The sequence below is a fragment of the Planomonospora parontospora genome, assembly GCA_014647935.1.
GTDB lineage: Bacteria > Actinomycetota > Actinomycetes > Streptosporangiales > Streptosporangiaceae > Planomonospora > Planomonospora parontospora.
Window position 1 is genome coordinate 1 of sequence record BMQD01000044.1, and the last position, 15,306, is coordinate 15,306.

Sequence of the window (15,306 nt, forward strand, 5' to 3'; positions counted from 1 at the left end):
CCACGCCAGAACGCCGCCTGCCCCGCCGCCACACTCCCCGGCTCGGCCTCATCCCCCAGCAGCTCCCGCTGCCAGAGCGCGTAATCGGCGTACCGCACCGGCAACGGCGCCCACCCCGGCTCCCGCCCCTCGCAACGGGCCGCATACGCCGCGATCACATCCCGCGCCAGCGGCCCCATCGACCACCCGTCCGCCGCCACGTGATGCACCACCAGCAACAACACCTGCTCCTCGGGAGCGGTCTCGAAGAGGAAGACGCGGAGCGGAGTCTCCGCGGTGAGGTCGAAACCGCGTCCCGCCGCGGCGGCCAGCGCCGGTCCGAGCCGGTCGGCCTCGACACGGATCACCTCGACGGGCGGTTCGGCGGCGTCGAGGATCCGCTGGAACGGCACCCCACCCACCTCCGGCAGCACCGTCCGCAACACCTCATGCCGCCCCACCACATCCCCCAACGCCCACGCCAGCGCCCCCACATCCACCCGCCCCACCAGCCGCAACGCCACCGGCAGGTTGTACACCCCCGACCCCGGATCCAACCGGTTCAACACCCACAACCGCCGCTGCCCGAACGACAACGGCACCCCCGTCCCGCCCTCAGAGCGCGCCACCGCCCGCACCGGCGGACGCACTACCCCCGACCCCTCCTCGACACGCGCAGCCAGCCCCGCCACCGACGGCACCTCGAACACCGCCCGAACCGAAACCTCCACCCCCAAAACCGACCGCACCCGACCCACCAACCGCACCGCCAGCAGCGAATCCCCACCCAACGCGAAAAACGACTCCTCCACCCCGACCGACTCCACCCCCAGCACCTCGGCGAACACCCCGCACAACACCTCCTCCACCACCGACCGCGGACCCCGCCCCCCACCCGCACCCGACACCTCCGGCACCGGCAACGCCGCCCGATCCAGCTTCCCGTTGCCCGTCAACGGCAGCCCCTCCAGCACCACCACCGCCGACGGCACCATGTACTCCGGCAACCGCTCCGCCGCGAACCCCCGCACCACCTCCGGCACGAGCGACACCTCTCCCACGCTCCCCCCGGAACCGCCCGTGCTCCCACCCAGACCCTGCGGACCCGCCGGCACCGCGTCCACCCCGGCACCCGCCGTGCCGCCCCCACCGATCACCCCGCCCGCCGTACCGCCCGGCACGACGTAGGCCACCAGCCGCCGATCCCCCGGCCGGTCCTCCCGCACCACCACCGCCGCACCCGCCACCCCCGGACACCGGGCGAGCACCGCCTCCACCTCACCCGGCTCGATCCGGAACCCCCGCACCTTCACCTGCGCATCCGCCCGCCCCAGAAACTCCAGCACCCCATCCGCACGCCACCGCACCACATCCCCCGTCCGATACATCCGCTCCCCCGGCGAACCAGACGAACCAGACGAACCGAACGGACACGCCACGAACCGCTCCGCCGTCAACGCGCCGCGGTTCGCGTACCCCCGGGCCAGCTGAACTCCGGCCAGGTACAGCTCACCGGGCACCCCCGCCGGCACCGGCCGCAGCCACCCGTCCAGCACGTGGACGCGGGTGTTCCACACCGGACGGCCGATCGGCACGGAGGTCGCGCCGGGCTCGGGGCGGTGCTCCCACGCGGTGACGTCCACGGCGGCCTCGGTCGGGCCGTAGAGGTTGTGCACCGGAGCGCCCAGCCGCTCGGCGGCCCGGTCGGCGAGGTCCGGCGGGAGCGCCTCACCGCTGCAGAGGACCCGGCGCAGCGGCCACGGCTCCGGGTCCAGGCCCGGGTCCCGCTCCAAGTCCGGGTCCGCGTCCGCGTCCGCGTCCGGACCCGAGGATTCCATCCCTCTCCCGAAACCCCCACCAGACGGCTCGGGGACGGCGCCGAGGAAGGCGGCGAGCATCGACGGGACGAAGTGCACGGTCGTGATCCGCTCCTCGCGGATGACCCGGGCGAGGTAGGCCGGGTCCCGGTGGCCGTCGGGCCGGGCGACGACCAGGGTCGCACCCACCTGGAGCGGCCAGAAGAACTCCCAGACCGACACGTCGAAACCCGCCGGGGTCTTCTGCAGCACCCGGTCGCCGGGGTGCAGGCCGTACCGCGCCTGGGCCCAGCGCAGGCGGTTGACGATCGCGCCGTGGGTCACGACCACGCCCTTGGGGCGGCCGGTCGAGCCCGAGGTGTAGATCACGTAGGCGGGGTTCTCCGGTACGGCCCGCCGGCCGGAGCCCTCCTCCGGGACATCGGCCGGACCGGCGGCGGCCGTCCGTCCAGGGCCGATCACCAGGCCAGGGCCGATCACCAGGACCGGGCGCGCGTCCTCCAGCATCGCGGCGATCCGTTCCTCCGGCAGCCCAGGGTCGATTGGCAGGTAGGCGCCCCCCGCCTTGACCACCGCGTACATCGCGACGACCAGATCCAGGGAACGGGGCAGCCGCAGTCCCACCACCCGCTCGGGCCCGACGCCGTGCGCGACCAGCAGCCGGGCCAGCCGGTCGGCGCGGGCGTCCAGTTCGGCGTAGCTCAGCTCTTCGTCCTCGGAGACCAGCGCCGGCGCGTCCGGGGTGCGGGCCGCCTGCGCCTCGAACAGCTCGGCCAGCGTGCCGGGCGGCGGCCCGCCCGAAGTCCTCCCGAGGGTCCCATCCGAAGCCCTCCCGGCGGTTCCGTCCGAAGCCCTCCCGAAGGTTCCGTCCGGGGCGTCCGCCATGGTGGCGTTCCACTCCCGCAGGACCAGGTCCCGTTCGGCGGCCGGGAGCACGTCGAGCCGGGAGACGAGCGTCCGCGGCCCCGTTCCCCGTCCCGCGCCCGGCGCCCTCGGAGCTTCCCGTCCCGCGCCCGGCACCTCCGGAGTTTCCCGCTGCACACCCGGCGCCCCCGGCGCTCCCCGCTCCGTGTCCCGCCCGGATCCGGTCTCCCCCGCCTCCGCCTCGGCGGCCAGCGTGCCGAGCAGGTGCCGGAACCGGTCCAGCAGGCGGACGGCCTCCGCCCCGGTGAACGCGTCCGGCCGGTACTGCAGGCGGAAGCGGATCCGCTCCCCGGGGATGACCAGCAGCGTGACCGGGTAGTGGGTCGCGTCCGCCACGTCCGCGGCGGTCAGCCGCAGGTCGCCGATCTCGGTGCGCGGGTCGACGGGGTAGTTCTCCATCACCAGCAGTGCGTCGAACAGGGGGCCGCGCCGGATCTCGGTCAGGCCGAGGTGGTGGTGGGGCAGCAGCTCTGCCTGCTCGTCGCGGAGCCTGCGCAGCAGGTCGCCGAGCGGCTCGTCCGGGCGGAGCCGTACCCGGACCGGGAGCGTGTTGACGAACAGGCCGACCATGCGCTCGACGCCGGGCAGCTCAGGCGGGCGGCCGGAGACCGTGCCGCCGAAGACGACGTCGTCACGGCCGGTGAGCTGGGCGAGCAGCAGGCCGAAGGCGGCCTGCACGACCGTGTTCAGAGTTGTGGAGCAGGTCCGGGCCAGCGCGGTCAGTCCCCGGCTCACCTCGGAGCCGAGTTCGGCGGTGACGCGCTCGGGCGGGACGGGCACTGCGGAGGCGGCGAGGGCGGGCGCGACCAGCGTGGGCCCGTCCACCCCGTCGAGCGCCCGCTCCCACGCCTCCCGCGCCGCCGCCCGGTCCTGCCGGGCCAGCCAGGCCAGATACTCCTTGTACGGCGGCGCGGGCGCGGGCTCCTCCCCCGTGTACAGCGCCAGCAGCTCGGCCGCCAGCAACGGCGTCGACCAGCCGTCCAGCACGATGTGATGATTGGTGAACACCAGCCGGTGCCGCTCCGGCCCCAGCCCCACCAGCGCGAACCGCACCAGCGGCGGCCACGCCGGATCGAAACGACGCCCCCGCTCCTCGGTCGCCACCCGCTCCGGATCCACACCCGCCACCTGGCGCCAGGGCACCTCCACCCGCCGGTGCACCAACTGGACCGGTTCGCCGGCGCGGAGCTCGAAGGAGGCGCGCAGCACAGGGTGCCTGGCGACCAGCCGGTCGGCGGCCCGCCGCAGCCCCGCCGCGTCGAGAGGGCCCTCCAGATCGAGGGTGAGCTGGGCGGTGTAGACGTCCGTGTCGAGCAGCGAGTGGAAGAACAGGCCGTGCTGGAGGGGCGCGAGCGGCCAGGCGTCCTGGATGTCCGGGCCGAGCTCGTCGAGGTCCCGCTGGGTCAGCGGGACCCGCACGTCCGACGGGGTGAGGCCGCCGCCGGTGTGCCGGGACAGGCCGGTGAGGGCCTGGGAGTACGCCTCGGCCAAGGCGGCGACCTCCTCCTCGGCGTAGTGCGCCCCGGCCCAGGTCCAGGTGAGGCGGAGTGTGTCGCCCAGGGCGACGGCGTCGATCTGGATCCCGTGCCGGAGCGGCGCCCCGGCGTCCCGGCCCCCGATCAGGCCGTCGCCGGCCGGTTCCCAGTCCTGCCCGGAGGACGTGATCCGGCCGAGGTAGTTGAAGCCGATCTCCGCCTGAGGCAGGGCGGCGAGGACCGGGGCGGCGTCGGGGTCGAGGTGGCGGAGCAGGCCGTAGCCCAGCGGGTCGGGCAGCGCGCGCAGCTGTTCCTTGACCCGCTTGACGGCCTCTCCGGCGGCGGGCCCGCCCGTGGTGAGCTCGGCCCAGCCGGTGGTGCCGGCTTCGCCCGCGTCGATCCTGGCCGGGTGCAGGCAGGTGAACCAGCCGACGGTCCTGGACAGGTCCGTGCCGCCGGGAGGGCCGCCGGGAGGTCCTGCGGTCAGGTCGTGGCGGCCGTGTCCTTCGAGGTCGACCAGGATGGAGCGTTCACCGCGCCACCGCGCCACCGCCGCGGCGAGCCCGGCGAGCAGCACGTCGTCGGCCCGGCCGTGGAACGCCGCCGGGAGCCTGCCCAGCAGCGGCTCGGTGACGTCACGGGGAAGCTCCACGATCAGTTCGCGCCGCGAGTCCCACGTCCCCCACCCCGGAGCGGAGCCGTCCGCGTCGCCGCACCGCCCGCCCGGACCACCCGCATCCCCACCCGGACCACCCGCATCCCCACCCGGACCACCCGCGCCACCCTCCAGGCCATCCGCATCCCCGCCTGAACCGTCCGCATCCCCGCCTGAACCGTCCGCGTCGCCGTACGGCATGCGCGCGGAGTCGTGAGCCGCGACCGGGACACCGAGGGCGCGGACCCAGCCGTCCAGTTCGCCGGCCCTGCGCCGGGCCTCGTCCCGGAGTATCCGCGCCCACGTGCGAAACGAGACCGGCACCGGAGCCAGGGCGGGAGTCTCGCCCCGGCGCGCCGCGTCCCAGGCCGCGAACAGATCCGGCAGCAGGATCCGCCACGACACCCCGTCCACCGACAGGTGATGGACCGTCACCACCAGCCGGCCCGGCACCCCCGGACCCGCGTCCAGCCACACCACCCGCACCATCCGGCCCGCCGCCGGATCCAGCTCGGCCCGCGACCGCGCCGCCGCCTCGGCCACCACCCGCGACCATTCCCCCGTGGAGACCGGCACCCCGCCGCCCGTTCCCGGACCGGCCGTTGACGTCCCCGGTTCCGGACCGGCCGGATCACCGCCCGTCCCGGCGCGGCGCACGCAGTCGGCGGCCCGGACCGCGCCCGGGGGCAGCACCTCCAGCGCCGGCGGCCCATCGGCCTCCGGGTCCCGTTCCTCCAGCCGCGCCCAGCCGTCCGGGCAGGTCAGCCGGAGCGCGTCGTGCCGGTCCAGTACGGCCTGCAGCGCGGCCGTCAGCGCCTCCAGCCCCAGATCCGGCGGGACCCGCAGCACCACCGTCTGGCTGAACCCGCCGATCGGCCCGCCGCCCTCGGCCAGCCACCGCATGATCGGGGTCGCGGGCAGGGGTCCCACCCCGTCGGTGTCCTCGGCCGCCTCCGGCCCGGTCTCCTCCGCGACGAGCGCCAGGGCCTCGGGGCTCCGGTGGCGGAACACCTGCCCCGGCGTGATCGCCAGGCCCGCCTCGCGGGCCCGGGCGACGAGCCCGATCGCCAGGATGCTGTCCCCGCCCAGGTCGAAGAAGCCGTCGTCGGCGCAGACCCGGGGCAGCCCGAGCACCTCGGCGAACAGCCCGCACAGCAGCCGCTCGCGGTCGCCGGACGGTTCCCTGCCGCCGCGCTCCCAGACCGGGGCGGGCAGTGCGGCCCGGTCCAGCTTGCCGTTGGCGTTGCGCGGCAGCTCGTCGAGGATGACGACGGCGTGGGGCACCATGTAGTCGGGCAGCGACCGCCGGGCGAACTCGCGCAGCGCGTCCGGATCCAGCGGACCCGCCGCATCCACGGCACCCACCGCACCCGCATCCGCATCCGCCACGCCCACGGCGCCCACCGGACCTTCGGCCCCTTCCCCGGCCACCGCACCCGCCGGACCCTCGGCGCCTTCCGTCCTGACCGCACCCGCCGTGTCCGCCGAACCGACGACGTAGGCGACCAGCCGCCGGTCCCCCGGCCCGTCGGCGCGGGCCAGCACCACCGCCTGCCGGACCAGGGGGTGCGCCGCGAGCGCCGACTCGATCTCGCCGGGCTCGATGCGGAAGCCCCGGATCTTGACCTGCTGGTCGGCCCGGCCCAGGTACTCCAGGCTGCCGTCGGCGCGCCACCGGACCAGGTCACCGGTGCGGTACATCCGCCCGCCCGGCGTGAACGGGTCCGCGACGAACCGTTCGGCGGTCAGACCGGGCCGGCCGAGGTAGCCGCGGGCCACCGCGGGGCCGGAGACGTGGAGCTCCCCGGCCGTGCCGGGCGGGACCGGGCGCAGGGCCGCGTCGAGGACGTGCAGCCGGGCGCCGAGGACGGGGCGGCCGATCGGCGTGTCGTCCGGGGAGGTCAGCGGATCGCTGGTGGTGACCACGACGGTGGTCTCCGTAGGCCCGTAGACGTTGACCATGCGGCGGCCGGGGGCCCAGCGGCGGACCAGCTCCGGACGGCAGGCCTCGCCGCCGACCAGCAGGGTGCGCAGGTCCGGCAGCGGCGCCTCGGGGACCGTCGCCAGCGCCGCGGGGGTGACGAACGCGTGCGTGATCCGCGCCTCGGCGAGGAACCGGCCCAGCGGCACACCGCCGTACACGTCCGGGGGCGCCAGGACGAGGGCCGCGCCCGCGGAGAAGGCCATCAGCCATTCCAGCACCGCCCCGTCGAAGCCGATCGAGGCGAACTGCAGCACGCGGCTGCCGGGGGTGACGGCGTACCGGCCGGTCCCGGTCCGCGCGTAGGCGGGCAGGCCGGCGTGGGTGACGACGACCCCCTTCGGGCGGCCGGTGGAACCGGAGGTGTAGACGACGTAGGCGGGGTGGCCGGGCAGGATCGGTCTCCCGGGGTCGGTCGCGGGCAGGCCCGCGCCGTCCCAGACGTCCAGGTCGACGATCGCCGGAGCGGGCCTGCCGGGCGCGGCCGCGGCTCCGGTCGGCTCATCCGCCCCCGGCCCGGCGACGCCCGCCCCGTCTGCACCCGCCCCCGGCCCGGCGATGCCCGCCCGAGCCGCATCCGCCCCCGCCGCGTCCGCCCCGGCGGCGACCGGCGCGGTCGCAAGCGGCCCGGCGGCGAGCAGTCCGGTGGTCCCGCCTCCGGTGACCACGATCGGCGGGGCCGCCTCGGCGAGCATGACCGCCAGCCGCTCGGCCGGGTGGCCGGGGTCGAGCGGCAGGTACGCGGCCCCGGACTTGAGGATGGCCAGGAACGCGACGACCATGTCGGCCGAGCGCGGGACCGACAGCCCGACGTGGCGTTCCGGGCCCGCACCGAGGGCGATCAGGTGGTGCGCCAGCCGGTTGGCGCGGGCGTCCAGCTCCGCGTAGGTGAGCTGGGTCTCCCCGGCGACCAGCGCGACGGCCCCGGGGGTGCGCCGTACGTGCTCGGTGAACAGGTCCACGGCGGTGCCGCCCGGGACCTCGCCCGGTACGGAACCCCAGCCGGCCAGCATTTCCCGCTCCCGCCCGCCGAGCAGGTCGAGCTCACCGAGGCGGCGGCCGGGACCGGCCTGGGCGATCCCGGACAGCAGGCGGAGGAACCGCCCGTGGTGCCCGGCCAGCTCGGCCTCGCCGTACAGGTCCGGGTGGCCGTCGAAGTCGACGCGGACGCCGCGGCCGTCGGAGCCGCCGGGATCGCCGTAGAGGTTGACCGACAGGTCCTCGACCGGGCCGGTGGCCAGCGGGTGGGCGGTGGCCGGGTGCCCGGCGAAGCTCAGGTCGTAGTCGAAGCGCATGATGTTGACCACCGGCCCGAACAGCCGCCCGCCCAGCTCGCGCCGGAGGTCCTCGTACCGGTACCGCTGGTGCACCAGGAGCCGCCCGACCTCCCGGTTGACCTGCCCGGCCAGCTCGCCGAGCGTCGTCTCCGGGCCCGCGGCCAGGCGCAGCGGGAGCACGTTGGAGAGCATGCCGGGGGTGCGGCGGGCGAGCGGGGTGGTCCGGGCGGTCACGGCCAGGCCGAGCACGACCTCCCGGGCTCCGGTCATGCGGGCGGTGTAGGCGGCGACGGCCGCGATCACGAGCCCGGAGACGGAGGTGCCGAACCCGGCCGCCGCCCGCTCCAGCGCATCGGCATCCCGGCGCTCCAGCGTCGCGCTCCGCCGCCGGAACCGGCAGGTGAGCGGGGCCGTCCCGGAGGCCGCCGCGAAAGCCGCCGTAGCGGCCGCCCCGGAAGCCGCGCCCGCTCCCGGATCCACCGCCGCGGGCGTCACCGCCGAGAGCGACGGTACGGCGGGCAGCCCGGCCAGCCGGTCCAGCCAGTGGCGGCGGTCGGCCTCGTGCCGCGCGGAGGCGCGGTAGGCGGCGTCCTCGGCCAGCAACTCGGCCATGGAGCCCGCCTCGCCCGGCCCGGGGTCGCGGCCCTCGGCGAGCGCGGTGTACACCTCGGCCAGCCTCCTGGCGACCATCGGCCCGCTGTAGCCGTCCATGACCACGTGGTGGCAGCGCAGGTACCAGAAGTAGCGGTCGTCGGCCACCCGGAGCAGCGCGGTGGCGACGAGCGCGTCCCCCGGGAAGGGCGACTCCAGGTCCGCCCGCATCCACTCCAGCGCGGCGTGTTCGTCGCCCGGGTCCAGGAACGGGCAGTCCAGCTCCCGGATCCGCACCGTCTGCCCCGTGCCGGTGACGCGCAGGTGCACGGCCCCGACGCCGCGCGCGGCCAGCCGGACCGCCGCGGCGAAGAGCACGGGGTCGACCGGTCCGGCGATCTCGATGTACTGGGCTATGCGGATCGGGTCGCCCGGGGAGATCAGCTGGGCGCGCCAAATCCCGTCCTGGGCCGCGGACAATGGCAGGAGGGAATCCGAGTCGAGCACCGTCGCCACGCTTTCCATCTTCACCGGGACAATGTGTTCCGGGCACGTAAGAGCACATCAGAAAGGCGGAAACGCATTTTCCCCGACCATCCGCCCGCATTTGTCACCTGGCAGTGAATCACACGCCCGATCCATCGAGCAATAATTCGAATTGTCACATGCCGCTAAAACCGCCTTCCCTTTTTTCGCTTTTCCCGACGACCGCGGGGGCGGATCTGAGGATGACGCGCGGCCGTACCGGCCGCCTGGTCCTGAGCACGACCTGGGGCCGGATCAGCGGGGTGCGCGCCGCCGGGCCACCGGGGACCGCCGGCGGCCGGGCGCCGCTCCGCCGGGCCGGGCCACGCGGCGGACGGAGCGGGCCGCGGGACAGGCGGCCCGGCCACCAGACGGCGTCGCCGATGTCCAGGGTCAGCGCGGTGACCAGCACCGAGCGGACGACCATCGTGTCCAGCAGCACGCCCACCGCCACCGCGAAGGCGAGCTGCACGGTCTGGGAGAGCGGCAGCACGACGAGGACGGCGAAGGTGCCCGCGAGCACCACCCCGGCGGAGGTGATCACTCCGCCGGTCGCCTCCAGGCCGAGGATCGCGCCGCGCGCCGTACCGTGCCGGTGCGCCTCCTCGCGCACCCGGTGCATCAGGAAGATGTTGTAGTCGACGCCGAGCGCGACCAGGAACACGAAGACCAGCAGCACGAACCCCTGGTCCACCCCGGCGAAGCCGAACAGGTGGGTGAAGGCCAGCGCGCTGATCCCCAGCGTGGCCAGGAACGACACCACGACGGTGGCGAGCAGCAGCAGCGGCGCGACGAGCGAGCGCAGCAGCAGCGCCAGCACCGCGAAGACCACCAGCAGCACCAGCGGGATGATCACCTTGCGGTCGCGCTCCGCGCCCCGCTCCAGGTCGGCGACGAGCGCCGCGTTCCCGCCCACGTTCACGTCGGGTGCCGCCACGGCGCGCAGCCGGTCGCGCAGGGCGAGCACCTCGCGCCGCTCGGCGTCCCGGTCGCCGGACGGGCGCACGGTCACGTTGAGCAGGACGTCGCCGTTGCCGGCCGCGCCCAGCGTGATCGCGGTGACCTCGGGCCGCTGCGCGGTGTCCAGGATCACGTCCCTGACGTACCGCTCCCCGGTGACCACCTGGACCGGGTCGGCTCCCCCCGCCGGGAAGTGCCGGGCCGCGGCCTCCTGCCCGACGACGGAGTCCGGCCTGCCGAGGAACACGTCGGCGTTGCCCAGCCCGCCCTCCCGGTAGGCGGTGAGCCCGGCCGAGCAGACCGCCAGCACCGCGAGGGTGGCCGACCACACCCGCCGGGGGTTCCGGGCGATCCCGCGCCCGAGCCTCCCCCAGAACGCGCCCCCGGCCGCCGGACCGCCGTCGTGCGGGCCGGGGTGCGGGTCGTGGTGCGGGTCGTGGTGCGGGATCGCCGGCCAGAACACCCAGCGGCCGCAGATCACCATGACGGCGGGGAGCAGCGTCATCATCGCGAGCATCGCGCCGGTCACGCCGACCGCCGAGACCGGCCCCAGGCCCTTGGTGGAGTTGAGCTCGGCCGCCGTCAGGCAGAGCAGGCCCGCCACCACGGTCGCGGCGCTGGCGACGACGGCGGGCCCGGCCCGGCGCAGCGCGACCGCCATCGCCTCGTGCCGGTCGGCGTGCCTGCGCAGCTCCTCCCGGTAGCGGGCGACGATCAGCAGCGCGTAGTCGGTGCCCGCCCCGATGACCAGGACCATCAGCAGCGAGACCGCGACGCTGCTGACCGTGATCACCTCCGCCGCGGCCAAGGCTCGGTTCACGCCCATGGCGACGACCAGGCCGACCAGCACGGTGCCGAGCGGCAGCAGCCAGAGCACGACGCTGCGGTAGGTGACCAGCAGCACGACCACCGCCACGCCCATGGCGGCCAGCAGCAGGTCGGTGTCCACGGTGGAGAAGACCGCCAGCGCGTCGGCCTGGAAGCCGGCCAGCCCGGTGATGTGCGCGGCCAGCCCGGCGGGCCGCCCGGCGTCGACGACCCGCCGCACCCGTTCGACGACCTGAGCCGTCTCCCGCCCGCCGCGGTCGCGCACGACGACCGCGACCTGGACCGCCTCGCCGTCCCGGGAGCGTTCCGCGGCGAGCAGGTCGATCGTCTTCTTCACCTCCGGGATCCGGAGCTTCTCCTCGACCGCGCGCAGCCCCTCCGGCAGCCGCCCCTTCGCGTCCCGGTACGGTTCCAGCTCCCGGTCCAGGTCGCGGCGGTCGAAGCTCCTGCCGCCGGTCGGTGCGGGCAGCTCGGCGACGACCCCGTCGATCCGGGCGAGCTCCTCCAGGTCGCGGGCGATCGCGGCCTCGTCGGCCCCGGTCACGCCGCCGCGCCGCTCGTAGACGACCGTGGCCGGGGCGAGGCTCTCCCCCTGCATGCCGAGGATGCGCTCGACCGCCCGCGCAGAGTCGGCGCTGCCGGGCAGGTAGGCGGCGATGTCGTCCTTCTGCACCGACTCCAGCCGCCCCGCGGAGGACCCGGCCACGACGGCGACGCCCAGCCAGACGGCCAGCACCACCCACTTGGCCCGCCGCCCGCACAGCAGGCCGAGCAGCGCGCCGGGCAACCGGCCCGCCGACCGCGCGGCCGCCCCCGTGACCGTCCGCGCGGTCGGGCGGGCGGCCGGGCGCCCGGCCGGGCGGGTGCCTGGACGGACACCCGGCCGCCCGGCCGCCCCGGCGTCCGTCCGAGCGGTCATCGGCGGGTGCTCAGCCTGCCCCGCAGGTGGTCGGCCATGGCCGCGACGGTCGGGTGCTCCCAGGCGAGGGTCGGCTCGACCGCGAGCCCGTACTCCGCCTCGATGTCGCCGCACAGGCCCAGCGAGTAGACCGAGTCCATGCCGTACTGGGCGATCGGGACCAGCGGATCGATCTCCTCCGGCGGCCGTACGACGTAGGCCGCCACCCGGACCCGCAACCAGTCCCGGATGCCCTCCAGGTCGACGGCGACCCCGGCGTCAGCGGACATGCTCACCCTCCCTCTCCCTCCTGCACGGTCCCGGATCGGCCCGCCCCGTTCCTCGCCACCCCGGCCCCCGCCGTCGCGCGCCCGGTGGTCGCCGGGGCGTCCCGCGCGGTTCCGGCAGCGCCCAGGGCGTCCAAGGCGTCCCGTGCGGCTGCGGCGAGCTCGGCGTGCACGACGGGGAGCAGCCCGGTCAGCAGCAGCTCGCGGGTCCGGGAGCGCTGGATCTTGCCGCTGGTGGTCCGGCCCACCCCGCCGCGCTCGACCAGCACCACGCTCAGCGAGCCGACGCCGAACGCGCGGGCCAGCTCACCCTGGACCCGGCGGGCCATCCGGGCCACCGCGTCCCCGTCCCCGGCGTCCCCGGCGTCCCGGGCATCCCCTGCGGCCCCGTCCCCACCGCCGTTCCCTGAACCGTCCGCGTTCCCTGAACCGTCCGCGTGCCCGGCGCTCCCGCCGAGGCGCTCCCGTCTGACCTCCTGCACCACCACCACGTGCTCGTCCACGGGACCGTCCTCCGGCTCGACCCCGAAGGCCGCCGCCGCGCCCAGCGCCGGGTGCACCCCGCGGGCCGCCTCCTCCAGGTCCTGCGGGTAGAGGTTGCGCCCCTTGACGATGATCACGTCCTTGATCCGGCCGGTGACGTAGAGTTCGCCGTCCAGCAGGAAGCCGAGGTCCCCGGTCCGCAGGAACGGGCCCTCCCCGGAGGCCGTACGGCCCGCGAAGGCGACGCCGGTGGCCTCGTCCCGCTGCCAGTACCCCCGGGCGACGCTCCCGCCCCGCACCCAGATCTCGCCGACCCGCCCCTCCCCCAGCCGCTCACGGGTCTCGGGGTCGACGACGTCCACGGTCATGGTGACCGGCCGCCCGCAGCCGACCAGCTCGACGCCCGTCCCGGCGGGGACCGCCTCGTGCCGCTCCAGCGCCGCCGCGTCGAACCGGCGGATCGTCGGCCCCCGTCCCACCGGGGTGGCGGTGATCACCAGGGTCGCCTCCGCCATGCCGTACGCCGGGGCCCAGACCCGCTCGCCGAAGCCGACCGGGCCGAAGCGGCGGACCATGGTGCGCAGCGTGCTGGTGCGGACCGGTTCGGCGCCGTTGAGCGCGAACTTCAGGCTGGACAGGTCCAGGCCGGCCGCCTGGGCGTCGGTGACCCGGGCGGCGCACCACTCGTAGGCGAAGTTCGGCGCGACGGTGTACTCCGCCCGGTAGCGGCTGATCATCTCCAGCCAGAGGGCGGGGCGCATGACGAACGCGACCGGGGAGGCGAAGTACAGGTCGCCGCCGGCGTAGACCGGCTGGAGCAGCATGCCGATGAGCCCCATGTCGTGGTAGTGCGGCAGCCAGCCGACCCCGACGCCCTCGGTGGGCGAGCCGATGGCCCGCCAGATCTCGTTCTCGTTGTGCAGCAGGTTGGCGTGGGTGATCATGACGCCGCGCGGCTCGCTGGTGGATCCGGAGGTGTACTGCAGGTAGGCCAGCGTGTCCGGGCCGATCTCCGGTTCGGTCCACTCCTCCGGTTCGGGCAGGCCGAGGGCGTCGGTGGCGACGCACTCCACCGTGCCGTCGAGTCCGGCCTCGCGCAGCCAGGCGGCCAGCGGGCCGTGGTTGGCCACGTCGGTCAGCACCAGCCGGATGTCGGCGTCCTTGATGATCCCCGCGGCCCGTTCCAGCGCGCGGGGATCGGTCTGCGGGAGCGGCGAGGGCACCGCGACCGCCCGGGAGTACAGGCAGCCGAGGAAGGCGGCCAGGAACTCCAGCCCCGCGGGGTGGAGCAGCAGCACCGTCCGGTCCTCCATCCGCCGCCGGGCCAGCCACGCCCCCAGCGACCTGGCCCGCGCGTCGAGCCCGGCGAAGGTCAGCCGGCTCTCGGAGAGCTCCCCGGCCCGGTCCTCCACGAAGGTGTAGGACCGCTCGTGCCCGTGTCTTGCGGCCTGCGCGCGTACCCGCTGCACAAAGGACATCTGGTCATCTCCTGCGACGGCGAGACACCCCAACCTAGGAGGATCCGCCGGGCGGTCACAGGCTCGGCCCGCACAAGCCGCAGGCCGGTTTTACGCCGAAAGTTAGTAGCTTCGTCCTCCCCGTCCCGGGCTGATCGTCTTCGGCTCGCGATGTTAGGCTGTCCTCACCGGATACATGAACGATTGCTCAAGTGTTCACAGGATGGATCTCGGAATGGGTCACGGACACGGACACGGCCACGGCCCGGGTGCCGATCGGCGCCACCTCTCCTGGGCGCTCGCCCTGCTGGTCGTCTTCATGGCGGTCGAGGTGGCCGCCGGCGTCGTCGCCAACTCCATCGCGCTCATCTCCGACGCGGGCCACATGCTCACCGACGCGGCCTCCATCGTGCTCGCGCTCGCGGCGATGAGCATGGCCGCCCGTCCCGCCCGAGGCGCCTACACCTTCGGGTTCAAGCGGGCCGAGATCCTCTCGGCCGCGGTCAACGGGCTGACCTTCGTGGTCCTGGTCGCCTACTTCGTCTACGAGGGCGTGCGCCGGCTGATCGACCCGCCCGAGGTCGAGGGCGCGCTGGTCCTCGGCACGGCCCTCGCCGGGATCGCGGTCAACGCGGGCGCCGCCTGGCTGATCGCCCGGGCCGACCGGAGCAGCCTCAACGTGGAGGGGGCCTTCCAGCACATCCTCAACGACATGTACGCCTTCATCGCCACCGCCGTGGCCGGCGCGGTCGTCTGGCTCACCGGCTGGGGGCGGGCCGACGCCGTCGCCGCCCTCGTCGTCGCGGCGCTGATGGCCAGGTCCGGCTACCTGCTGCTGCGCGACGCCGGCCGCGTGCTGTTCGAGGCGGCCCCCGCCGGCGTGGACCCGGTCGAGGTGGGCTCCGCGCTCACCGCCCACGCCGACGTCACCGCCGTCGAGGACCTGCACGTGTGGACCGTCACCAGCGGCTTCCCCGCGCTGTCGGCGCACGTGACCGTACGGCCGGGCGGCGACTGCCACCGGATCCGCCGCGAGCTGGCCGACCTGCTGCACGAGCGCTTCCACATCGACCACAGCACCCTGCAGGTCGACCACGTCCCCGGCAGGTCCTGCCGGATCGCCGCCGGCTGACCTCAGACCTCCAGGCCTCAGACCTCCAGGCCTCCAA

5 protein-coding genes are annotated in these 15,306 nt (G+C 75.2%); 1 reads left to right on the forward strand and 4 read right to left on the reverse strand.

The genetic code is table 11. From position 1 onward, the window contains the following. From IEZ07_RS33405 to IEZ07_RS33420, 4 genes are all read right to left on the reverse strand, one after another. A partial coding sequence (locus tag IEZ07_RS33405; protein WP_301549374.1) for a non-ribosomal peptide synthetase occupies positions 1-9,224 on the reverse strand: 9,224 nt, incomplete at its 3' end. A gap of 136 nt (positions 9,225-9,360) precedes the next feature. Further along, positions 9,361-11,931, reverse strand: a complete 2,571-nt coding sequence (locus tag IEZ07_RS33410; protein ID WP_204054753.1) for an MMPL family transporter — start codon at positions 11,929-11,931, stop codon at positions 9,361-9,363. Then, positions 11,928-12,200 (reverse strand): acyl carrier protein, encoded by a 273-nt coding sequence (locus tag IEZ07_RS33415; protein ID WP_191898448.1) that lies wholly within the window; start codon positions 12,198-12,200, stop codon positions 11,928-11,930. The genes IEZ07_RS33410 and IEZ07_RS33415 overlap by 4 nt, the downstream gene beginning before the upstream one ends. Positions 12,201-12,202: 2 nt before the next feature. After that, the gene (locus IEZ07_RS33420) at positions 12,203-14,158 is read right to left on the reverse strand and encodes a fatty acyl-AMP ligase (protein WP_191898449.1); all 1,956 of its coding nucleotides are present in this window, start codon (positions 14,156-14,158) and stop codon (positions 12,203-12,205) included. Positions 14,159-14,372: 214 nt separating this feature from the next. Between IEZ07_RS33420 and IEZ07_RS33425 the strand changes: the two genes are divergently transcribed. After that, positions 14,373-15,269: a cation diffusion facilitator family transporter gene (locus tag IEZ07_RS33425; protein ID WP_239321222.1), complete on the forward strand. Its 897-nt coding sequence runs from the start codon at positions 14,373-14,375 to the stop codon at positions 15,267-15,269. Positions 15,270-15,306: the final 37 nt, after the last annotated feature.